17 protein-coding genes are annotated in these 21,203 nt (G+C 49.6%); 1 reads left to right on the top strand and 16 read right to left on the bottom strand.

The genetic code is table 11. The features are described 5' to 3' along the window. Positions 1-2 precede the first annotated feature (2 nt). The 14 genes from MESINF_RS04770 to MESINF_RS04705 form a co-directional block, all read right to left on the bottom strand. A complete protein-coding gene (locus MESINF_RS04770; protein WP_169698776.1) occupies positions 3-1,700 on the bottom strand; it encodes a glycoside hydrolase family 13 protein in 1,698 nt (565 codons plus the stop codon). Positions 1,701-1,712: 12 nt separating this feature from the next. Beyond that, positions 1,713-2,546: a sugar ABC transporter permease gene (locus MESINF_RS04765; RefSeq protein WP_169698775.1), complete on the bottom strand. Its 834-nt coding sequence runs from the start codon at positions 2,544-2,546 to the stop codon at positions 1,713-1,715. A gap of 23 nt (positions 2,547-2,569) precedes the next feature. Further along, positions 2,570-4,882, bottom strand: coding sequence for an extracellular solute-binding protein (locus MESINF_RS04760; protein ID WP_169698774.1), 2,313 nt, complete (start codon positions 4,880-4,882; stop codon positions 2,570-2,572). Positions 4,883-4,907: 25 nt separating this feature from the next. Beyond that, entirely contained in the window at positions 4,908-5,981 is a 1,074-nt protein-coding gene (locus MESINF_RS04755; protein ID WP_169698773.1) for a uroporphyrinogen decarboxylase family protein, read from the bottom strand. 15 nt (positions 5,982-5,996) lie between these two features. After that, positions 5,997-6,827 (bottom strand): TrmB family transcriptional regulator, encoded by an 831-nt coding sequence (locus tag MESINF_RS04750; protein ID WP_169698772.1) that lies wholly within the window; start codon positions 6,825-6,827, stop codon positions 5,997-5,999. A 350-nt stretch (positions 6,828-7,177) separates the two neighbouring features. After that, positions 7,178-9,058 carry a beta-L-arabinofuranosidase domain-containing protein gene (locus tag MESINF_RS04745; protein ID WP_169698771.1) on the bottom strand — a complete coding sequence of 627 codons (1,881 nt, stop codon included), beginning with the start codon at positions 9,056-9,058 and terminating at the stop codon, positions 7,178-7,180. Positions 9,059-9,061: 3 nt separating this feature from the next. Beyond that, positions 9,062-9,616 carry a phosphatase PAP2 family protein gene (locus tag MESINF_RS04740; protein ID WP_169698770.1) on the bottom strand — a complete coding sequence of 185 codons (555 nt, stop codon included), beginning with the start codon at positions 9,614-9,616 and terminating at the stop codon, positions 9,062-9,064. A 94-nt stretch (positions 9,617-9,710) separates the two neighbouring features. After that, positions 9,711-10,766: a tyrosine-protein phosphatase gene (locus MESINF_RS04735; RefSeq protein WP_169698769.1), complete on the bottom strand. Its 1,056-nt coding sequence runs from the start codon at positions 10,764-10,766 to the stop codon at positions 9,711-9,713. A gap of 145 nt (positions 10,767-10,911) precedes the next feature. Next, positions 10,912-12,288, bottom strand: a complete 1,377-nt coding sequence (locus MESINF_RS04730; protein ID WP_169698768.1) for a M14 family zinc carboxypeptidase — start codon at positions 12,286-12,288, stop codon at positions 10,912-10,914. 12 nt (positions 12,289-12,300) lie between these two features. After that, positions 12,301-13,263, bottom strand: a complete 963-nt coding sequence (locus MESINF_RS04725) for an oligopeptide/dipeptide ABC transporter ATP-binding protein (protein WP_169698767.1) — start codon at positions 13,261-13,263, stop codon at positions 12,301-12,303. Next, positions 13,256-14,221 (bottom strand): ABC transporter ATP-binding protein, encoded by a 966-nt coding sequence (locus tag MESINF_RS04720; protein ID WP_169698766.1) that lies wholly within the window; start codon positions 14,219-14,221, stop codon positions 13,256-13,258. Before MESINF_RS04720 ends, MESINF_RS04725 begins: the two co-directional genes overlap by 8 nt. A gap of 1 nt (position 14,222) precedes the next feature. After that, positions 14,223-15,098: an ABC transporter permease gene (locus MESINF_RS04715; protein WP_169698765.1), complete on the bottom strand. Its 876-nt coding sequence runs from the start codon at positions 15,096-15,098 to the stop codon at positions 14,223-14,225. Between the two features lie 12 nt (positions 15,099-15,110). Beyond that, a complete protein-coding gene (locus MESINF_RS04710; protein WP_197712710.1) occupies positions 15,111-16,085 on the bottom strand; it encodes an ABC transporter permease in 975 nt (324 codons plus the stop codon). A gap of 76 nt (positions 16,086-16,161) precedes the next feature. Continuing rightward, positions 16,162-17,694: an ABC transporter substrate-binding protein gene (locus tag MESINF_RS04705; protein WP_169698764.1), complete on the bottom strand. Its 1,533-nt coding sequence runs from the start codon at positions 17,692-17,694 to the stop codon at positions 16,162-16,164. Between the two features lie 275 nt (positions 17,695-17,969). Between MESINF_RS04705 and MESINF_RS04700 the strand changes: the two genes are divergently transcribed. Then, the gene (locus tag MESINF_RS04700) at positions 17,970-18,536 is read left to right on the top strand and encodes a hypothetical protein (protein ID WP_169698763.1); all 567 of its coding nucleotides are present in this window, start codon (positions 17,970-17,972) and stop codon (positions 18,534-18,536) included. Positions 18,537-19,209: 673 nt separating this feature from the next. On the opposite strand, the gene MESINF_RS04695 is transcribed toward MESINF_RS04700, so the two are convergent. Together MESINF_RS04695 and MESINF_RS04690 are read right to left on the bottom strand one after the other, a co-directional pair. Continuing rightward, complete coding sequence (locus tag MESINF_RS04695; RefSeq protein ID WP_169698762.1) at positions 19,210-20,172, bottom strand: BadF/BadG/BcrA/BcrD ATPase family protein; 963 nt, start codon at positions 20,170-20,172, stop codon at positions 19,210-19,212. Beyond that, on the bottom strand, positions 20,172-21,191 hold the full coding sequence (locus tag MESINF_RS04690; protein WP_169698761.1) for an SIS domain-containing protein: 1,020 nt from the start codon (positions 21,189-21,191) through the stop codon (positions 20,172-20,174). Before MESINF_RS04690 ends, MESINF_RS04695 begins: the two co-directional genes overlap by 1 nt. Positions 21,192-21,203: the final 12 nt, after the last annotated feature.

The raw sequence follows: 21,203 nt of genomic DNA, 5'->3' as shown, positions 1-21,203 counted from the left end.
TGTCATTTATAGCCCAGTAAGACATATCTCCCGCTCTCGAGTGTGAGTCTCCCGTCTTCGAGAGAACCCTCCCCCAGTTTCACTTGTGCGTCTCTCCAGGGACCTTCGAGAACGCACTCTCTCCCATCGAAATTGGCCACGAAATAAATCCGCTCCCCCTCGAACTCCCTGCAGAAGGCCAGAATTCTCCGGCCGACCTCTATGGGGGTAATTGAACCTTTCTTCAGTACGATACTCCCCGCCCTGAAACGTGACAGCTCTCCTATCCTTCTCGCGCAATCGCTATTCACGTCTTCCCATTTCATCGCTCTGCGGTTATCCGGATCGAAACCACCCTCCATGCAGACTTCGTCTCCGTAATAAATCAGCGGCATGCCCTCGAATGCCAAATTGACGGCCATCGCCAGAACGTGGAGTTCATCGCTTCCCAGGATCGTTCTACACCTCGTTGTGTCGTGGCTGCCCACCAGATTGACCAGATAGTTGTACAGACAGGATCTGTAAAGCATCTTGTTGGCGCTAACCCTTTCCCAGAATGAGTGCGCCTCTATCTTGCCCGCGACGAATTCGTGCAGCGCCCTCATGAACTTGTAGTTGGTGGCCGTGTCCATCTCTCTCCCCTGTAACCACCGGGAGGAATGGTTCCATATCTCCCCGATCAAGAGAATGTCCGGAGAGAGGGCCTTCAGTTCTCTCCTGAGATTTATCCAGAGAGAGTGCGATACTTCGTCGGCGACGTCGAGGCGCCAGCCGTCGAGTTTGAAGAGCTTAGTCCAGTGGAGAACGACATCGGTTATGTAACGTATCACCTCGGGGTTGCACGTGTTCAGTCGCGGCATCCCGGGAACGAGGCCGGCGAAAGTATCGTAATTCTTGCCGCTCGCGTCTATCGGGAAGCGTTTTATACAGAACCAGTCCCTGTATTTTGATTCCGACTGTCTCTCGAGGACATCCATAAAAAGAGGATTGGACGAACTGCAATGGTTGAAGACTCCATCTAGAACCACCTTCATACCCCTTTCGTGTGCCGCCTCCACCAGCCGCGCGAGGTCTTCGGCCTTTCCAAAAGTGCCATCTATGCTGTAGTAATCGACTATGTCGTACTTGTGGTAAGAGTTCGAGAGAAAGATTGGGTTTAGATAGATGATCTTGGCCCCCAGACCGGCCACGTAATCGAGTTTCAGGATGACCCCCTCTAGATCTCCGCCGTAGTAGCTCTCTCTGCCCGGAGGCGTACCGAACGGGATCGTGCCAGGCGGATTGTTGGAAGGGTCTCCGTCGTAGAATCTATCGACGAATATCTGGTAAATAATCTCCCCTTCGGCCCATGAGGGCGGCCTGAAAATATCGTCGTCGTTTATGTAAGGGTAGAAGAAGCAGTTCTTCTCATCGACGGACTCGAGAAAGCCGTCGGAAGTGTAGAAGATTCTCTCCCCCGGTGAAAAAAGCTCGAAGTAATATTTAAATCTCTTTTCCTTCACAATGATTCTCGCCTCGAACAGATCGGAGATCCCGTCCGAGAGTATCTTCTCCATGGAGAGTTCTTTTGGCCGGGATGTGTGGTCATAGAGGTTCTTGTAATGGACCACGACTCTCTCCAGATCGTTCTTCTTCGCCCTCAATCTAACAGCCAGAGTGTCGCCGTCGACGGCGTAGGCGTAGTTGTGTTCGGATATGTGGTAAATAGCGGCTCTCTCCATCTCTGTCTCCTTTTATGACTTCACGCTTCCCTCGGTCAATCCGCCTATAAAGTACTTTTGAAGCGAGTAGAACAGCACGAGCATGGGTATGCTTCCGAGCACCGCGCCAGCGCAGTAAACGCTCCAGTTGATCCCGAACTGGCCGACTATCATACTCTGCAGTCCAACTGCCAGTGGCATGGCTTCTAGCTTTTGAGTCATCACAGTGCTGGCGATGACGTATTCGTTGTAAGCAATTACGAAACTCTGTATTGCAACGATGGCTATCATCGGTTTTGCCAGAGGCAGCGTGATACTGGTCAGAATCTTGAACTTGCCGGCCCCATCGATCATAGCCGCTTCATCTAGCGAGTAAGGGATAGTGTCGAAGTACCCTTTGGCCAGTATCACTAGGCCGGCCGAAGCGAAGGCCGAGTCGGCAAGAATCAATCCTTCCAGTTTGTTGAGAAGGCCGAGTGCTACGAAGATCTTGAAGATAGAGACCATCGACAGTGTCAATGGAAAGATTTGAACCAGCAGGATGAAATTGAACAGTCCGACTCTACCGTAGAATCTCAACCTCGAGAAGGCATAAACACAGATCGAGACGACGAAAACGGCCACAACCATCGTAACCGCTGCTAGAAGGAGCGAGTTCACTATCCAGTTCACGAAGCGCGTCTCGCCGAAAAGTCTCGCGTAGTTGTCCAGCGTAAGCTCCGTGATCGCGAAGGCGCCGGTATCTATGACGTTCTTACCGAAGGATATGATCACAACGTAGAAAAAGGGTATCACGGTAATAACGGCCAGCACGGCCAGAAATAGATGGATAAATACCCTGCCGGTCTTCGCCTTTGTCCAACCCACCGTATCACCACCTCGCTCTGGGATTACTCGTACATCTTTCTCTTTCCTATTTTCAGAGATACGAAGGCGAACAACCCGACGAAACAGAAGATTATCACCGAATATGCAGCCGCCAGCGAGTATCTCTTGGTGTTGAAGGCCGTATTGAAAACATAGGTTATCAGCAGATCGGTCGATCCGGGAGAGCCGAGGACATCGCCCGGGGGACCTCCCTGGGTCAATAGATAGACTCCGAACTGGTTGAACTGCATTATGAACGACATTATCATCATGGGAAAAAGAGCTTTGAACACAAGCGGCATTGTGATCTTGAAGAATATGAATGTGTTGCCCGCTCCGGCTATCTTCGCCACTTCGTAGTAGTCTCTCGGTATAGACTTCAACACACCCGACGAGATAACCATGAAGTATGGAAAGGAAAACCAGGTCATGACGAATATACAGCTCAACTTTGCGAAGAAGGAACTCGTGAGCCACGGAACGGATGGCATGCCCAGTATGCCGAGCATACGATTCACGAGCCCGTCGCTCTCAAGCATTCCACGCCACATCAGGAGTGTTATAACGCTTGGCACTACCCAGGGGAGTATGAAAACGATCTTGTAGATCTTGGCAATTCTCACCTTGACTTTATCCAGGACCACCGCCAGCATTGTCCCGGCCAGAAAAGAGAGCCCCACAACCGTGGCCGCGAAGGTGACGGTCCAGATTATCATCGATATCAGGCCGTTGATACCTGTCGAGAAGATTTCCGCATAGTTCGAAAACCCGACGATTCCGTAGTCTCTCAGATTGATGCCACTGTAATTGGTCAGCGAGAGGTATATGTTGTGAAAGACGGGGAAGATGTAGAACATCGAAAGGAGAAAGAAGAGCGGTGCCAACATCAGCCAGGCCACGAAGCTCTCCTTTCTGCCATAACTATCCCCTACCGTGTCCGTTGAGGCGAGCCGCCTTCGCCAGACCAGTAAAAAAACGAAGGCTGCCGCGGCGAGCGAGGTGAAAAAGACAAGATAGCCGGAGGGTATCTCTATCTTCTCCGGGACTTTGTTCATGACGGCCACATCGCCCCTGATCTTGTTGGCAAGCTCGGTCAACTTCTCTTTCGCATCTACCTGATTCCCCGACTTGTCCCCGTAGAAAATAGTTCTGAAGGCCGTCGAGGTGTAGTTATACCAGATCGTGCCTTCGGGTATGTTCGGGAAGGGTTCACAGTTGAATCCTATTGCGCTCAAAGATGAAAGTATCGGGTCCTTGCTCACGTAATCGCTCTCGATGACCGAGATATTGCAAGGGTTCCTCTCGCCCGTCTTCTTTTCGGCCCTGTTACCGGCCTCGATAAGCTTTTGCTGGTTCTCGTCCCTGAGCACGAACTCCAGAAAGCTCTCCACAGCCTCCATGTTTCTGGTGAACCTGTTAACTACAAAACCCTGAACCGTGGCCAGTGGTTTGGAAACCTCTCCGTTTCGCCCTTTAGGCAGAGGAGCGATGCCGTAATTGATACCCATGCTCTGGTAGATCGACGCGTTCCAGAGACCGTAGAGTATCATGGCGGCCCTCCCGTTGGCGAATTCGGCCGATATATGGCTTTCGGTACCGTTTTCGTTGGCAAGTGTCAATCCCTTCTTCTGCAGCTCCTTCATTTTGTTCACGTAATCTAGCATGCAGTCATTGTCCAAACCGACGTCGTAGGGATTGTAATCGCCGTTGGGTGCCTTGCCGTAGTAGTAGCCTCCGTAGTCTTTTATTATAGGGTAGTTGAACCACATGTCCTTTGGGTTGAGCAGGGTACCGTACTGAACTATCTTCCCATCGCCGTTTCTCAAAGTGAGAGCCTCAGCGATCCTGAAAAAGTCGTCCCAGGTTTCTGGCAGCTCCGACTCACTTATGAGGTCCCTGTTGTATATGAGTCCGGAAGTATCTAGTGAATAACCTATACCGTAGCATCTGTTGTTATAGGTGAAGGCTTCGAAAGTCGCATCGAGATAACGCTTTCTGAGTTCGTCGTCTATTTTCAGGGGCACGATCAGCCCGGAAGCGACCATGTTGCCAATATCCGGGGCCTGCATCAGGATTATGTCCGGCCGATCGTCGAGTTCCGCATTGTTAGCCAGATCTCTGGGAGCGTCGAATATTGAGCGTCGGCCAATCACTTCGACCTTGATCCCTGTAAGAGAGGTGAACTCCTCGGCGATTGCGACCATGGCAAGGTTTTCCGGTTCGATATGGCTGAACCAGATACGTATGGTCGAACCGTCACCGCCTGGAGCCGCGAAAAGCGTCGCACCCAGCAGCAAGGCGGCCTGAACAATGACTACGAACCTGAACCCTCTCATAGGACTATCCCCTCGCACACGATCTTCAGAGCTTTTCGAACTCCTCGGTAACCCTCACAGCCTCTTCCACTCCCTCTACCGGGAGGCAGATAGAGACGTTCCCCCTTTTCATCGTCTCCATGTTCGCCACTATCTCATCGAAGGAATCGCAGTCGATGGCAAGACAAACACCGCGCGAATCTTCCACGAGTCGTCCTATATTGTCTATCGGCCTCGGCTGATTGGGATCGGTGGCGATCCAGAGGCTGGCCACCTTCTCGAGCGAACAAATCTCTTTCACCAGGTAAAGCGCTCTTGAATGACAATGCATATGACCGGTGCCGAAATGATCGATGACTCTCTGTGTGTATGGCGCGCAGAACTTCCTGTACAACCTGGGAGATATCATGCAGGCGATATCCTCCGACATATATATGCATTCATCGATCAACCACATCCCATACTTGCTACCACTGAGGTACCTCCTGGCCAGCGCGTAAACGTCTTCGGCGAATTTTATCGTTGCATCGGCGCAGTAATTGAGGAGTTCGTGCAGCTCTTCGGGAGACTCGTAGAAATCGGTGTAGATCGCCTCTCCCCTGAGTGCGGCTGCAAGATCGAGCGGAGAGAAGAAGCCCTTCATGAATGGAATGCCGGCGCCGGAGGAGAGTTTCAGTATCTCCTCGCAGATGTCCAGAAAGTTCCCGTACCAGAAGGAAGTTCCGATCTCGGGCAGCCTCCGGAAATCCTTTATCTCTCCCAGTACCGGTTTTGACCAGCTCGTATCTTTGTGAAACTCTATGTCCCCGCATACGAAGGCCGAATAATCTCCGATCCCCAGAACCGGTGAAACCGAAGGTATCATGTTGTCATCGACGGCTCTGCGTTTCTCGAATGATTCGCTCATAAGACCGCAAAGGTCGCGCGCGTACAGGCCGATATCGTCCCTGTAATTGTAGCGGGTGAGATCGAGCCTGGAATAATGCTCCACGTCGCACCCGGGGAGGGCCCTTATCGTGACGTTGCCTCCGCTGTGGCTAAGCGCGTCTTCATAAGTCTTTTCCATCATCGCTATCGTTTTGTCGATATCGGGTTTATAATGATCCAATTCCCTAAACACTGTATTCACTCCTTATCACTCATCTACCCTCAAAGGCAGATCGACCGGCAACTCTATTGATTTGAAAAATTTCTGGACGTTGTCGTAGTACTCCCCGACATCGATCCCGTCCCAGATGTACCCTCCCTTCCTCAAGATGGAGAGAAGTATAATATCCAGAAGCATCTGGTCGATAGACATCTCCATAAGCATGATATTGCGCGTGGTTATACCTATCTCGTTTATGTTGGAATTCCCCTCGCCCATAACCATGAATTCTCTGTCAAACACGGCTATTATCCTGCGCCTTGGAAAGTTCATGTTCGCGTTTTTCATCTTGTAGGTGAACTGGACGCCGAAATCGAAGGGCATCTTGCAAAAGGAGAAAATATATATCTTCACACCCCTTCCGTTGGCCTCTCTAAGCTCGTTTTCGAAGAGTGCGGCCTCTGAATCCCAGAGCGAGAGATAGATCTCCCGTTTCGCCTCTTTGATGGCGTTCGCGATGAGGTTGAGCATCTCGGCGTGGTTGGAGAGGTTCAGTATATAGTTGTCGGCATCCACCTCGCGAGTGATCTTTTCCAGGGAACTCTCGAGATCGTCGAGCTTTTCCGTGTAATCCTTCCTGAGAGAGGCGATAAGTTTTTTGTAGCTCACGGCCGAGTACAACTTCGGGTTACCCTCTATCACATTGATGCTGCCCTTTCTCTCCAGCCTCTGCAAGATGTCATAGACCATGGTCCGGGTTATCTTGGCCTTTTTAGCGACCTCGTAACCGGTCATTGGGCTGCTCTTGTGGAGTGCAATATAACATTTAGCCTCGTTGAGCGAGAAACCCAATTCCCTCAGTATCTTCAGCTCGTTCATAAGCCACCACCAGTCAAAATCACTTAGTAGTAATAGCCATTACTACTATCATTGTAGCATCATGGATGTAAATTTCATCCGGCTATTACGGCCCTTGGGAGACGGTCTGGAAGAATGGGGGAGGGATATTGCGTAATATCATCATTAAACGAGTCCGTATCTAGAAAAATCATGAATTCAGATGATAGTAAGAGGAACATGGTGAGTGGTGGGTTGCGCGTTGACAAAACACTAAAGAAAGAGCTCGAGAGATCGCTCCGCTCACTAGAAGGCGAGAATTCTCACATATATTCAATCTCTCTCTTTTACTCTCTCTTCTCCCTCTCTTTCGAAGGACGGCTCTTCAAGAGTCACAGAAATGTACACTTTTTGAAGGTTGTCTTTCTGAGTATCGTCGAGCCTATTGGTTTCAAGGATACAGTCTTTTCTTCGCCGGATCTTCTATCCAGAAACTTTCCGCTCACCAGGGGCGGATCTGTGAAGTCCCCGGAATGTTTATCGCTTGATACGGTAAGGCTTTCGAGTGTCTTTTCCGTTGCGCAAAGTTCAAGGCAGGAGCGGTCTCTCGGCAGGAAGAGGCTGTCTTCAAAGCCCTTGCCATAAAGGCGTCCGGTCTTTTCTATCGATTCGATTTCCATCGCGTAAAGGAGTGGTCCGTAAGAATAATAGACTTCGCCCTTAAGATCAAGGCGCTCGTTTATTCTGCCTGTGAACTCAATGAGTATTCTGTCCTGTTTCCAATCTTTCGAAACCGCGATCGAATCAACGTAATCTTCGATCTTTGCACCGACGGCTTCAACTTTCATCTTTTCGGCCCAGAAAGGTTTTTTGAGAAGGATCTTAAAGTCGCTTCGCACGGCGGCGGTTACGCGAAGTTCGATGTTCAAGTCGAAGGGGTAGGATGTGATCTGTTCAAGGGTGACGGCGATTCCATCGACCGACGTCTCGACTCTAGATGGTCCGTAGAGCGTCACTAGAAGGCCGTGACTACTCTTCATGTACATCGAACCGGTGAAATAGGGAAGTACCCTGCCGGCGTTCGGCGCACAACAGACGGCTACATCCTGATGAGCGGGAGAGTATTTGTAGCGCAGATCGTTCTCACTTCCCCTTCCGCCGGCATGACCGTTCATTGCGTACGAATTGTCGCTCTTGCAGTAAGCTATCTGGCTTTTGCAGGGATTCACGGCCCCGTGTGCCGCGTTGTAGTAAAGCCATTCGGCCCTGTCGGCCCAGCGGAGATCGCCCGTCGCTTCGAGAAGAGTGAGATAGCTGTGGAGTAGCTCCTGGATCGAGCAGAATTCGTACCCCGTCTCCGTAGCATCGGCGCTTCTTCCCCAGATCCATTCATCGCCTATTGGAGCACCAGAAGGAGTCGTGATGAAGTTCAATCTGTGAAGATACGCTTCTATTGCGCGGTTGTACCGTCCGTCTGGCATGTTGGCTATGATCAAAGACCTCAAACCTTCGTAGGTGTGAACACCGTGCCCTTTGAATCTGTAATCGTAATCGAGGAGGTTGTCCTCCCTTATGTCTTCCTCCGAAAGCCGGGCCCGGTTGTAGAAATCGACCAGCCGGCCGGCAAAATGGAGGTACTTCTCATCCCCTATCAATCCGAAGAGTCCGTAACAGACGTCGGTAAAGGCCAGTCCGTGACTGGCGCCGGCGTAAGCCTTCTCGAGGTCGAAGGGGTTTCTCTCCGAATAGACCTTCATCGTAAGATCGAAAGCTCTCATCACTCTCTCGAGTACTTCACGTTCTCCGGTGAGTTCATAATAACCCAGAGCGGCGCGAAGGAAGGTCGCCTGGGCCCAGAGTTCGCCGTTCTCTCCTTTGAAGTCGAATCTGAGGTCTCTGGCGTAGATACCAATGTACCCGTCGTCGTCCTGCGCCATAAGAACCCTGTACAAATACTTCTTCGCCTTCTCTATGTATATGGCATTTCCGACCAGGTAGGCGTGTCTTATCAGTCCGTCCAGCCAGTTGGATTGCGACTCACTGTTCCACCAGAGGTACTGTACCTCCCACTCCTGATCCTGGGCCACGGTCCCGAGATCTTTCGATTTCACAGCACCGGTCAATCTGTTGCGGCCATAGATCTCGTCGTCCCTGATTATTCCCGGAACAAGATCGTCGAGTTCTCCGACCAGGCCCTTCAAGTTTCGCGTTGCCTCTTCAAAGAGCCAACCCCGTGGTACGATGCTACCGTAGAGGAGTCTCTTCAAGCTCATATCTCACCTCTCGGGAAGCTCCGGTCTCACCACGGTGTACTTTTCGAAGAGTTTCACGGCAAACCAGCCGCAGAAAACGCCCAGAAAGACTCCCGCGACCACATCGGAGAAGTAGTTGAAGTACACGTATATCTTGGAAAGCGAAACGAGCGAAGCGATCGTGAGAACCGGTATTCTCAGCGACTTCACGCTCTTCCAGGTCATCACCACATAAGCGAAGGCGACCGTGACCTGCGAGGAAGGAAAGGAATATGTCTCGGGCATAGGGAATATAAGGCTGTACCCTTCCAGCAGGAGGAAGGGCCTGGTTCTGGCGAGAATCGGTTTCAAGATTACGAAGCTCAGTAAAAGCGCAATCGCCAGACCGGCCGAAGTCAGATAGCCGGTTCTTCTGTACCTCTTATCGAAGAATAGAAAAACGGTCAGAAGAATCCAGACCAGCGAGCCTCTGGCCAGGAAGAGAAAGAAAGACATCAACAAGTCCATAAAAGCTCCCTCGATCGGCGAAACCAGCCAGTTCATCAAAGAGAGCTCCAGCCCATTCAACCCATGCCACATAGAAACCTCCCGACAAACAGGTTAAAATCAGGCCAATTATACAACAGAAAAAGGCGGCCCGGTGGGCCGCCTTCGATAATTCAAGGGTTTTGTATTACTTCAACTTGGCCTGCAGAGCGGCTATCTGGGTATCGCTCAGTCCGACTCTAGTCTTCAGATAGTTAAGCGCGACCTCTTTGATGTTGGAGTCATCGACAGGATTACCGTCGTTCATCGCGACGAATATATCGGCTATGATCCCCTCAACGGCTTCGTAGGCAAGCGTTCCGGGCGCGACCTTGTAGTAGTTCTCGTAAGATTTGACGTAATCGGCGTATATCTCGCCGGTCTTCGCGTCCATTATCGCCCCAAGAAGGGCTGCAACCATCCCGGCCCTGTCCTTGCCCTCAACGCAGTGCACCAGGTATGGCGGTTCCTTCTCGATCATGAAAAGTAGGCCCGTCTTGAGCTTCTGGGAAAATTCGTCGCTGAGTAGATCGACTCCCATGTTCAGGTTAATCAAATTCCCCGCCTCGCCGATCGATCTGTAATACTGTGAATAGGCATAATTGGCCGCCAGCTCTTCGTCGGAGTCGGAGAGATTGATCACGGTCTTTATGCCAGCGGCCTCCACAAGGGCCGCCGCGTAGGGTGCCCTGGGATCGTCGATGGATGGATGAGAACACCTGTAGAGTCTGTGGGGGGCAATATTTCCTATCGTAACCTCCCTGAAGTTGGCGAAAACCTCGTCGCTCGCGTAATCGCTCCGCAGATCCGTCCTCACCAGGTGGCGTATCTCGAGCTCTTCCTTGTAGGCGCCCTTTTCAACCAGGGCCATTCTAATCATTTCGCCGACTTCAAGGCCGTAAGTCTGGGCGAAGTTTCCGTAATTGATGGCTAGAAGGACGTGATCGCCGGAGTATCTAGCAAGCGCGCTTCCCCTGTCCACATCGCCGTAGGTGGTGACGAACGGGACTACAATGGTGGTCTCCCCGATCCCGATCGAGACCATATCGCCGGCTTCTATGGCCGCATAAACGACAGCTTCCACCGGTATATCCGTGTGCACGTTTCCGTACTTGTCCACTTCCTTCACGTGGCCTATTATTCCCGCGAATACCATTGCGGAGAGAACAACAAGCACACAGATCAAAACGAACTTCTTTAGCATCTCGCACCTCCTGCCTGTTGATGAAGTTGAACTTAATCTGAGCAAGACAATTATATCATCATAGAATTCTAACAAAAAAGCGGACCCGGTTATCGGGTCCGCCACAGAAAATGGAGCGGGAATCAGAAAATAAGCACAGCTTCTACTACGAGTTCTTCTCGATGGCGTACAATGCCGCGTAAAGTCCGCTCATAAGCTGGATCTGCACCAGCTTTTTTATTGGTATCACCACATAGTCGAGCTCGCCTTCCAGAGCGTCGCTCATCTCCTTCATCTGTTTGTACACTTTTTCCGCGGCCTCTTTCAATTCACGCTCGCCAGTCTTTTCGAAGTTGAGGAGCAAAATTCTTCTCAACATACCCCACATCAGCATCTTGTAAGTCTTCGAGACTGGCCCGTTGTCGAAGGCTTCGGCCACAGTCGCTTTTGCGTCCAGCTCTTTGGCAGTCTTTGCCCAGTTTTCTTGCACGGGCAGGTGTTTGTCGGCCGATTCGATGAAATGATCGAGGGCCGTTTTCAGGGGAGATTCTATGGTTATCTTCTCCTTCAGTGGGAAATAGATATCTTTGATCTTCTGATAATTAGACTTCATATCCTCCAGATTTGCCAGAACTAGGTCACGCCTCACGAACTCTGTCAAAGATAGGTCTTCTATCTTCGGGTTGTAGTAATAGGGGACTTCGCAGACAAGCTCGAAGACCTTCTCGTTAAAGAGTCTCCCGTAATCGTAACTGCAGGTTCCGCATTTGCCAATGATCTCGGCCGGATCCTTATCGGAGTTAGCGGCGTAGAATTCATAAGTGTCAACGGTCGTCGGCATTTTGTAAACGGCATCGGCGAATTTGACCGCGTAGGGCATCTCGGGTTCCCCGAGGGCCGCGGGGATGTCCAGATCGGTGTAGGCCTTTTCGAATATCGGGTAGAGAATCGGGGCGTCCTCGGAGATGTAGTTGTAAACTCCTCCGAAACCGGCGTTGTGCAGGCTGTATATAAAGATCGGTTTCACTTCTTCTATGATCTTCATGAGTGCCTTCGTTTCGGGAATCGGATCGTTGTTATCGAGCGTCTTGTATTTGATGGGGAAGGTCCACTCCACCTGCTGGTAACCGGCTGGCCTGTAAAAGTTCAGCGCGTAGTTGAGCGGCGTGTATGGACCCTTGAACCAGCCTTCATTCAGCTTCGCCCCGTCGTTGTCGGCGGCCTTGACTATGTACCAGCTGACATCCTCGAACTTATTCCTGAAAGCCTCGTTTTCCGCCAGCTGCCAGGAGAGATAATCCAGCACCATGCTGCCTATCGGTTCGTTAGGGTGGGGAAAGCCATACATGAGTATCGCCTTCGAGCCTTTTCCGATCTTCAAACAGTAGATGGGATCGCCGGCCATCGAGTTCCCGATCTGGTAGAAACTGGCGATTTCTGGGTGCTTTTCGGCCAGTTCCCTGCTGGATTCGTTCAGCTCATCGACCGTCTTGAAGAAAGTGTACTCCGGTACGTTCTTGATTACTTCCTTGATAGCGTCCATAATGACCTCCATTCATACGAAATGACATGCGACCTGTCTATCATTAGCAATATATCTCAGTTCAGGCTCTCTTTCGGTGCACTCCTCCTTGGCGATAGGACATCTGGAGGCGAATCTGCAGCCCGGGGGCGGATCGATCGGAGTCACCACCTCCCCGGTTATGGTGTATCTCATCTTCTCTTCCTTGCTTATGGTCGGCGAGTAAGACACGAGCGCCTTCGAGTAGGGGTGAAGGGGGTTTTTGAGAATATCGTCGCTCGAGGCTATCTCCATTATCTTTCCGGCGTAGAGGACCATGATCCTCTGACATAGGTACGTTGCAACGGAGATATCGTGCGTGATAAAGAGCATCGAAGATTTCAGCTCTTTTTGAATCGTTAGAAGCAAATTCAAAACGCCGGCCCTCACAGAAACGTCGAGCATCGAGACGCATTCGTCGGCGATTATGAACTTCGGATTGAGGAGCATCGAGCGTATTATGGATATCCTCTGGAGCTGGCCACCGCTTAACTCGTGCGGGTATCTGGTGAGGAGACTTTCGGCCGGTGTCAGTTTGGCGTGGTTCATCGTCTCGATTATTCTCTCCAGCCTCTTCCTGCCGTCGGACTCGACCGCGTTTATCTTCATGGGCAGGTCCATGCTTCTGTATATTATCACCCGTGGATCGAAAGAGTCGTATGGGTTCTGAAATATCATCTGCATCCTTCTTCTGAAATGGCGATCCTTCCTGTATTCTTTGCCGGATATCGTCCCGCCCATGAACTCGATCGTCCCGCTCTGCTCGTGTTCCAGTCTGTTGATCACGCGCCCGAGCGTCGTCTTTCCACAACCGCTCTCGCCGAGAACGCCGAATATCTCGCCGTCTTTTATCGAGAAGTTCAAACCGTCGACGGCCTTCACATACTGCTTCTTCCCGAACTTTCTAACAGGGAAGTACTTGACAAGATCTTTGACCTGTAGAATATCTTTATCCATTAAACTCACCGGCCTTAAAACACTTCACTTTTCTGTTGTTGAAATCCCTCAACTCCGGCTTTTCTTCTCTACAACGATCCAATCTGCAGGTGCACCTGTCGTAGAAGATACACCCCTCCGGCGGGTTCGATAGATCGGGGAGTGTGCCGGGAATACCCCTCAGTCCGCCGCCATGCGGATTGAGATCGGGGTGGGACTCTACGAGCGCCTTTGTGTAGGGGTTGAGAGGCTTGAAGATGACATCCTTCACGTCGCCGTATTCGAGGAGCTCGCCGGCGTAAAGAATCGCTATCTTCGTGCAGAGCTCGTTCACAACTCCTATATCGTGTGTGATCATCATGACCGTCAGGCCGAACTCTTTGACCAGTCTCTTGATTTCATCCAAAAGTTGACCCTGGGTTATAACATCCAGCGCAGTGGTCACCTCGTCCAGAATCACCAATTTCGGGTTGAATATAAGGCCCAGAGATATCATCATCCTCTGCATCATTCCCCCGCTCAGTTCGTGGGGATACATATCGAGCGCCTTGCGGGGCAGGTTGACCACCGCCAGTAGCTTCTCCAGCTTCTTGATCGCCTCTTCTTTTCCCGTCTCGGGTTTATGGGCGAGAATGGCATCGTACATCTGGCCGAATATCTTGTGTACCGGGCTGAGGGCACTCATGGCTTTCTGGAAGACGATGGACATCTCCACCCAGCGCAATTTCCTGAACTCGCTATCGGAGATGTTCAGTATATCCTTGCCGTTAAGAGTAATCGTCGAAGCCTCCAAGTAACCATTTCCCGGGAGAATACGCATCAGACCGTGTGCGAGCGTGCTCTTTCCAGATCCCGATTCGCCTATCACTCCTACTATGTCTCCCTCGTTTATATCCAGCGTGAAGTCGCGCACGGCCCTCACCTGTCTGTTCTTCAGTCTGTAATTTATATTCACGTTCTTCATCTGAAGCAAAGGCATATTATTCACCCTTCCTGTTTTTGGGATTGAACGTGAACTGGAGGCCATCTCCTATGAAAGAGAAAGCCAGAACGGCGAGGACGACGAAGATACCCGGAATGATTATCATCCAGGGCGCAAAAGTCATGTACGGCCTTCCCTGAAAGATCAACTTTCCCCAGCTGGTGAGGTTCGGATCTCCCAGACCGAGAAAACTCAACGAGGCCTCGGTCAGTATGGCTCCGCCCATCTGGAGAGCCGAATTGGCTATCACAGGAAAAACGCCGTTCGGGATAACGTGACCGAACAGTATCCTGATCCTGGACTCACCGGTCGATCTGGCCACCATGATGAAGGTCCGCTCCCTTATCGAGAGCGCCTGAGCCCTCATGAGCCTGGCATTTCCCGGCCAGGTGGTCAGTCCTATCACGAACATTATGTAGAGTATGTTGCTTCCGAAGATCGAGACGATGATCAGAATCAAAAAGAAGGATGGGATCATCAGAAAAGTATCCACTATCTTGCTCACTATATCGTCGGTGATTCCTCCGTAAAAGCCCGAGAAAGAGCCGATCAAAACACCGATCACGGCCGAAAGGCCGGCCGCTACGAAGCCTACTGAAAGCGAGATCCTCGAGCCGAAGACGACCCGGCTGTAAATATCTCTTCCCAGGTGGTCGGTTCCGAAGAGATGTTTGGCCGACGGCGGTTTGAGAACGTCGTCTGTCATCTCGTCGGGGCTGTAAGGCGCGATCACCGGCGCAAAGATCGCCATGAAGACAAAGATAAGCAACAGCGAGAACCCTATTGTCCCCTTGACGCTGGAGAAGTAACTCCTCGCGTATTTAAGTGATTTATTCTCTCTTTTGCTCAACGAGATTTGATTTTCTACTATCATAACAAAACCCCTCTACTGATACCTTATTCTGGGATCTACAAACGCGTAAACCACATCGGTGAGAAGTATGGCCACACAGATACAGACGGCCATCACGAAATAGATACCGAGCAGCAGATTATAATCCCTTCTGAAGACCGCATCCAGCATCAATCTGCCCATTCCGGGCCATGCGAAGACGATCTCCACGAGCGCCGCGCCGGCTATTGAATATCCGAGGGTCAAGCCGAAGATAGTGATCCCCGGTAATATGGCGTTCTTGAGAACGTACTTCCTGTATATCTTTTTCCGAGGAAGGCCGATAGCGGTAAACGTCGTTATGTACTCGTCCTGATTGACCTGGTCTATAGAGGACCTGGTAACCCTGAAGAAAACTGGAATCTGGATCAGAGCCAGAGTCAGGCAGGGAAGAAAAAGGTGGTGCAGAATGTCCCATATCTTGGCCCAGCCTTCGTAACTGGCCCTGACGTTGAACATCCCCGAAGTCGGAAACAATTTGAAGGTCGAAGAAAAGAGGAGTATCATAACGAGCGCCAGCCAGAAGGAGGGCATGGCATAAAAAACGTAGGAAAGAACGGAGAAGATCGAGTCAAGTATCCTGGTCTTTCTTCGACCCACCAGGACCGCTATCAGCGTTCCGAGAGCGAAGGCTATCACTGCCGCCGAAACCGTGAGTAAAATCGTGGCGCCGATCCTCTCCGCGATCAGTCCGTTCACGCTGGTGCCGTATATGAAGGAATAACCGAGGTTTCCCTGGAAGATATTCTTGTAATACAGACCCAGCTGAAGCACAAGCGGCTTGTCCAGACCGTATTGCTCCTCGAGAGCCTTCACCACTTCTACGGAGGGTTGTTCGAGACCGGAGATGAGCTGCGCCGGGTTGCCCGGGGCCAGGTGGATAATGAAGAAATTCAAAGCAATGATAAGGAGAACCATGGGAACAATACTGAGACTTCTCCTTATGATATATCTCGCAAAGGAAGACAAAGTAACACCTCCAGAAAAAAACAGGCGGGGCGATCCGTCCGGGCTGCGGAAAGACCGCCCCTGAAAGTTCAGCCTGCTAGAAATTGAGCTTGGTCAACGCGTAACTTCCGGTACCTATCTTTCCCGGATTCTCTATATCCATTCCTTCGACGTAAGTCTTGAAGATGTAAATGTATGAAACTTCGGCCAGTGGAACGAAGGGAGCATCTGCCGCCAGCTGCGCTTGGGCCGCGTAATAGTAAGGCTTCCTCAGCTCGATATCAGAGATCTTGGCCGCTTCCTTGAGGTTCCAATCGACGACTTCGTTCGAATAGCCCATTATGTTTAGACTGCCGCCGGTCGCCACCCTCATTGTGAGGTTCGCCGGATCGGGGCCCTGGAAACCGTTGAGAAGGGCGATATCGTAGTTGTGCGCGTTCAGAACCTTCTCGATCCATGTGGCGATCTCGTATTCGCCCAGGTTGACCTTTATACCGACTTTTTCAAGGTTCTCCTTGATAACGGCGGCCATGTCAGTCCAATCGGCGCCCTGGAAGTAGAGAAGATCGAGCGCGAACCTCCAGCCGTCGTTACCCCTTGTGTAACCCGCCTCGTCCAGCAGTTTGTCGGCTTTGGCCGGGTCGTAAAGGGCCGCCTTAACATTAGTATCGACAGCCCATGGAATGGCCGGAGTGTAGAAATATTCACCGATCCCTCCAAAACCGCCGAGAACCTTATCGACGATGGCCTGTTTGTTTATCGCGCAGGAGATAGCCTGCCTGACCTTGAGGTTGGTCGTCGGTCTTGCTGGATCGGTGAGGTTGAATCCGAGATAGTATCTACTCGGAGAGGGATTGATCACAACGTTGACCTCGGGATTCATCTTGAGGATCGAAAGTGTATTGAAGCCAGGCCTGTTCTGGTCGATATCGGCTTCGCCATTCAGGAAAGCCTGCAGAGCGGTGTTTGGATCGGGAATGATCTTGAAGATCAGCCTATCTACATACGGTCCCTCACCCCAGTACTCTTCGTTCTTGGTGAGAGTCACATGGTCTCCCTTGACCCACTCGACGAATTTGAATGGTCCCGTGCCCACCGGTTTCTGGTTGGCCGGATTGTCGTTCCAGTCAGTTCCTTCGTACAGGTGGGCCGGCATTATCTGCGTTCCGTACCATGCAAGGAAGGGAATAAACGGAGCGTATGGATCCTGCAACTTGACCACGGCGGTGTAATCATCTGGACAGACAACTTCCGTGATCATCGCCACGTTGTTGTAAGCCGAACCCTTATTTGTCACGATAGATTCGAGCGTGTACTTAACGTCTCTGGAAGTGAAGGGTTCCCCGTCATGCCACTTCACACCTTTTCTCAGATAGAACGTGTATTCCTTACCGTCTTCGGAGACTTCCCAACTGGTCGCCAGCTGGGGAACCAGATCATAATTGACATCCTGTGCAACTAGCTGATCGAAGATGTTTCTGTTAATAGCCGCGCCGTAGTCGTCGGTTTTGGCGCAAGGATTGAACCATATAGGATCGCCCATATAGGCGACCACCAGTGTTTGAGCCGCGAGCGCAAAAGCCGCGAAGAAACAGGTAGAAAGTAGCAGGAACACAAATAACTTTCTCATAGAGCACCTCCCCTTGGTAGAAATGATGTGGAAAATTCTGAAGAATTTGCCCAACTTTGCTAATCATACTATCACAACAACGACCGACAGGATCATTGGTAATTATAAAGTTATGAAATCGGAACTTTAGATGAGTTATCGAGAGTATATGAGCGATGGAAGAACATAAATAACTTTATTTGGCGAATATCGTTTCATAAGCTAAATATTGCGGATCGGTGTATCATATTCTCATGAGAGGACAACTAGAAAGATCACGAAACCGGATACCCGTCTTGCTTTTTCAGATCTCGTTCATAAGTTCTTTAATGGCGTTGTATCCGCAGTCTCTGGCCAGTGCGGTTCATGCTTTCGACATCATCGGACAGGGCGCCTATCTGTATCGGAAAGATGGAACCGTGACCGCCATTTGCCATCCGGTGGACGAAGAGTTCTTTTGCTGGATGATGAACACGGATGGTTCGGCCGCCCAGCACGATCGCTCTAGATCTATGTATCGAGACCGGTTCGTCGTGGCCGACGGAAGTTATCCCGTTTTCGTGATGAACATCAGAAACAACACGGACCGTGCGATCACCTTTGGCTCCTTCGACATAACCATAAGTGAAATGAAGGTCTCGATCCTCGTACTTCTGAATGAAGGCTTTGAAATTACCGAGACTATTAGCGTTGCAGGCGACTCAGAAATCAGGGTTTTCATATATACCGACAAGATGGTAGTAAAAAACCGCGTAGAACTCGAGAAGCTGACGGTTAATTTCAGGGGATTCTCCTTCGACTTTCGAAACAACCCAGCCTGGGACTTTCTCAAAAGCGACGTGGTGATATACCCGAAATACTAAACGGCGCTCGATCTTTGGGTCTGTGGAAATTCCAGAGAAATGTAATATTCTGAATGTAGTTGCCGCATATAATCGAACAGCTTAGAGATTCGAGAAATAGATACTACAAAGGGCACTTCAAAACGAGGTGTCGACATCAACAGTAAAATAAGAAAAACGCCGGTAGAAAATGTGAAAAAAGCATTGGGAGAAATTGTGGACTAACATTTGAATAATCTCAGGCAAAAAGGGGATATTCAGATGCTGGGAGAGAATCACTAACAGACATATTCAAAGCGATGGAAGATAGAGAGGCTCTTTCAGAAAATGAAAGAGGTGTTCAGAGTGGAAACTCCCAGAAAAGGTGGCAGAGATGATCTCTTGCCCAGAATAACGGCACTATTTCTAACGGTTGTTATTCTTGCCTTCTCGAAGTTCGTGCTCAACGATTCTATTCTGGATTACCTCAATTGTGCTGATTTGTTTACTAGATATGGTGTAATAGATCAAGCGTGGTATTTTTATGATTTACACGTCTTTCATCGTCAGATATTACGTGAACTAAGATTCATAATTATCAGGTTATACATAAGCGGAAGAATGAGCATTATTCCCAGTTGTTTTTTTCTACCTTTTCGTAAGGCTTTTCTCCCACTGAATTCAAATGTATTTTCTTGGGTATTCGAGTTCAACTCTATTTATGATGTGCTGATAAACTCCTGAGTTTATCGATGAAATCTTGCAAAAATCTCCGATCTTTTACATTGCTTATTGCGAGGAAGATTGCTCCCCATATGTTGTCAAACTCCGAATTCACAAGTTTCAGATCTTTATCTGCCAGAATTGTTTTCTCAACTCTTTCTCTTAGATAAGAACACTTAAAGACGCCACCAGAGAGGGCAATTTCAATTGGCAGAGAATCTGTGAGATCCTTAACTGCAAAAATAGTAATCAGAAGTTCGTTGGTAGCATCTTCCAGAAGCGCCTTTGAGATAGCATCTTCTTCATTGGCAACAGAACACACAATTTTTGAAAGGCTTGCCACGAGTTTTCTTGAACCGTTAAAGCTATGATTTATTACCTCTCTTATATCAAAAACACCAATTTCTCTCATGATTGCTTCTAAAAGTTTCTTGTTTTTGATCCTTCCATCAAATTGTTTGAATGCTGTTTGCAGTGCTTTGAGGCCTATATAGTAACCGCTTCCCATATCACCAGCTAGTTCTCCCCAACCATCTATTCTATGAATCTCATTGGATGCGTTCCTAAACATGAGCATGGCACCTGTGCCGCTGAGCATTATCGCACCACTTTTCATCGGGAATGAGGCTTCAAGTGCGAGTTGAACATCGTTCACAATTACAGTAAGTCCAGGGAATACCTTTTTTATAAGAGAGTTAATAGCTTCGTCCGTACCAACACCGTCCAAGTAAGTTGGCATACCGAAACATGAGCTCACTATCTGTTCGATGCTTATGTTTACACTAGCAAGAGAAGCTTCAATCGCATGCACTAGGTTATTACGGACACTATCCTTGCCCATACTTAGGATATCTGCCGGACCAGCAAAACCACTGCCGATTACCGATAGGTCTTCCGAAACAACTAGCGACCTTGTGTGGGTACCCCCGCCATCTACACCTAGAAAATATTCCATTATAGTCTTACAACCTTTGTCAGATTTTTTGGGTTATCTGGATCAAGCTTTTTAGCCAGGGCCTTCTCTATGCCTAACAACTGGAGGGGTATTACTCTGAGAAACCAATCACCAAAATCCTTTCCATGGTAGAACGTGTTTATCTGATCAAATTCAGGCATATGTTCGCCGGAGATTATGATTGATTTTCCGCCAAGAAGATCTATCTCTTTTGCCACAGACAATTCTTCGTTGGTCGCCAGAGGGTTCACGGAGATTACCGCCAGTGTTTCGCGTCTTACCTTCGATTTCGGACCATGTCTATATTCGAGTGTTTGGTAGCAGTCGGCCTCTATAAGAGATGATTCTGTCACTTTTATCAGTCCTTCCATTGAAGCCGCAAAATACTCTTCGTAACCCAGAAAAACAAAATGGTTTATATCGAAGATGTAGTAACCATTAATGAGTTTCCGGGAGTTTTCAAGAGTGATACTTGAAGACTCTGGAATTGCCAGAAGATAATCATCCAGATGTTCTGGAACGAATAACTCCCGAGCAAGAGCACTCACGAAAAAGGCCATAGACGTGAAGGACTTCGTCATCACTATGGCCTCTTCATTGATAAAATCAAGTTCAACGGAGATATCTGATACTCCTCGCATCTCGCTTCCCGGTTCGCATGTTATCGAAGCGGTTGTGTTTCCTATTGAACGACCTTTTTGTAGAGCCAATATAGTCTCCGAAGATGAACCTGATCTGGATAGCCCAACCAGCAGACTATTTTTCGCCGGACGTTTCAGACCTAGCATTATCTCCGAACCACTATAGAAAGACGATCTAATTTTTCCTCGTGAGAGCCTTTCAAGTTGCATTGAGCAGCCCATGGCGAGAAAATAAGAAGTCCCACATCCGACAAAGTCGATAGATTTAGGGTTAGTATGATTTATTAGATCTATTAAAGGCCTGGCGAGATCACTGTATCTCGCTGCAACAATTTTATGTTTCTGCGGTTGTTCAAGAATTTCCTTTTTTGTTATCAATGCTATAATCCC

Source organism: Mesotoga infera, assembly GCF_900157305.1.
In the GTDB taxonomy this organism is placed as follows: domain Bacteria; phylum Thermotogota; class Thermotogae; order Petrotogales; family Kosmotogaceae; genus Mesotoga; species Mesotoga infera.
The sequence above is the reverse complement of the archived record's forward strand: the minus strand, read 5'-3'. Positions and strand labels throughout refer to the sequence as shown.

What these genes read in the sequence shown, in the direction of transcription:
- MESINF_RS04770 (WP_169698776.1), bottom strand. Translation starts at nt 1,700, where the DNA reads ATGGAGAGAGCCGCTATTTACCACATATCCGAACACAACTACGCCTAC.
- MESINF_RS04760 (WP_169698774.1), bottom strand. Translation starts at nt 4,882, where the DNA reads ATGAGAGGGTTCAGGTTCGTAGTCATTGTTCAGGCCGCCTTGCTGCTG.
- MESINF_RS04750 (WP_169698772.1), bottom strand. Translation starts at nt 6,827, where the DNA reads ATGAACGAGCTGAAGATACTGAGGGAATTGGGTTTCTCGCTCAACGAG.
- MESINF_RS04745 (WP_169698771.1), bottom strand. Translation starts at nt 9,058, where the DNA reads ATGAGCTTGAAGAGACTCCTCTACGGTAGCATCGTACCACGGGGTTGG.
- MESINF_RS04740 (WP_169698770.1), bottom strand. Translation starts at nt 9,616, where the DNA reads ATGTGGCATGGGTTGAATGGGCTGGAGCTCTCTTTGATGAACTGGCTG.
- MESINF_RS04735 (WP_169698769.1), bottom strand. Translation starts at nt 10,766, where the DNA reads ATGCTAAAGAAGTTCGTTTTGATCTGTGTGCTTGTTGTTCTCTCCGCA.
- MESINF_RS04730 (WP_169698768.1), bottom strand. Translation starts at nt 12,288, where the DNA reads ATGGACGCTATCAAGGAAGTAATCAAGAACGTACCGGAGTACACTTTC.
- MESINF_RS04725 (WP_169698767.1), bottom strand. Translation starts at nt 13,263, where the DNA reads ATGGATAAAGATATTCTACAGGTCAAAGATCTTGTCAAGTACTTCCCT.
- MESINF_RS04720 (WP_169698766.1), bottom strand. Translation starts at nt 14,221, where the DNA reads ATGCCTTTGCTTCAGATGAAGAACGTGAATATAAATTACAGACTGAAG.
- MESINF_RS04715 (WP_169698765.1), bottom strand. Translation starts at nt 15,098, where the DNA reads ATGATAGTAGAAAATCAAATCTCGTTGAGCAAAAGAGAGAATAAATCA.
- MESINF_RS04705 (WP_169698764.1), bottom strand. Translation starts at nt 17,694, where the DNA reads ATGAGAAAGTTATTTGTGTTCCTGCTACTTTCTACCTGTTTCTTCGCG.
- MESINF_RS04695 (WP_169698762.1), bottom strand. Translation starts at nt 20,172, where the DNA reads ATGGAATATTTTCTAGGTGTAGATGGCGGGGGTACCCACACAAGGTCG.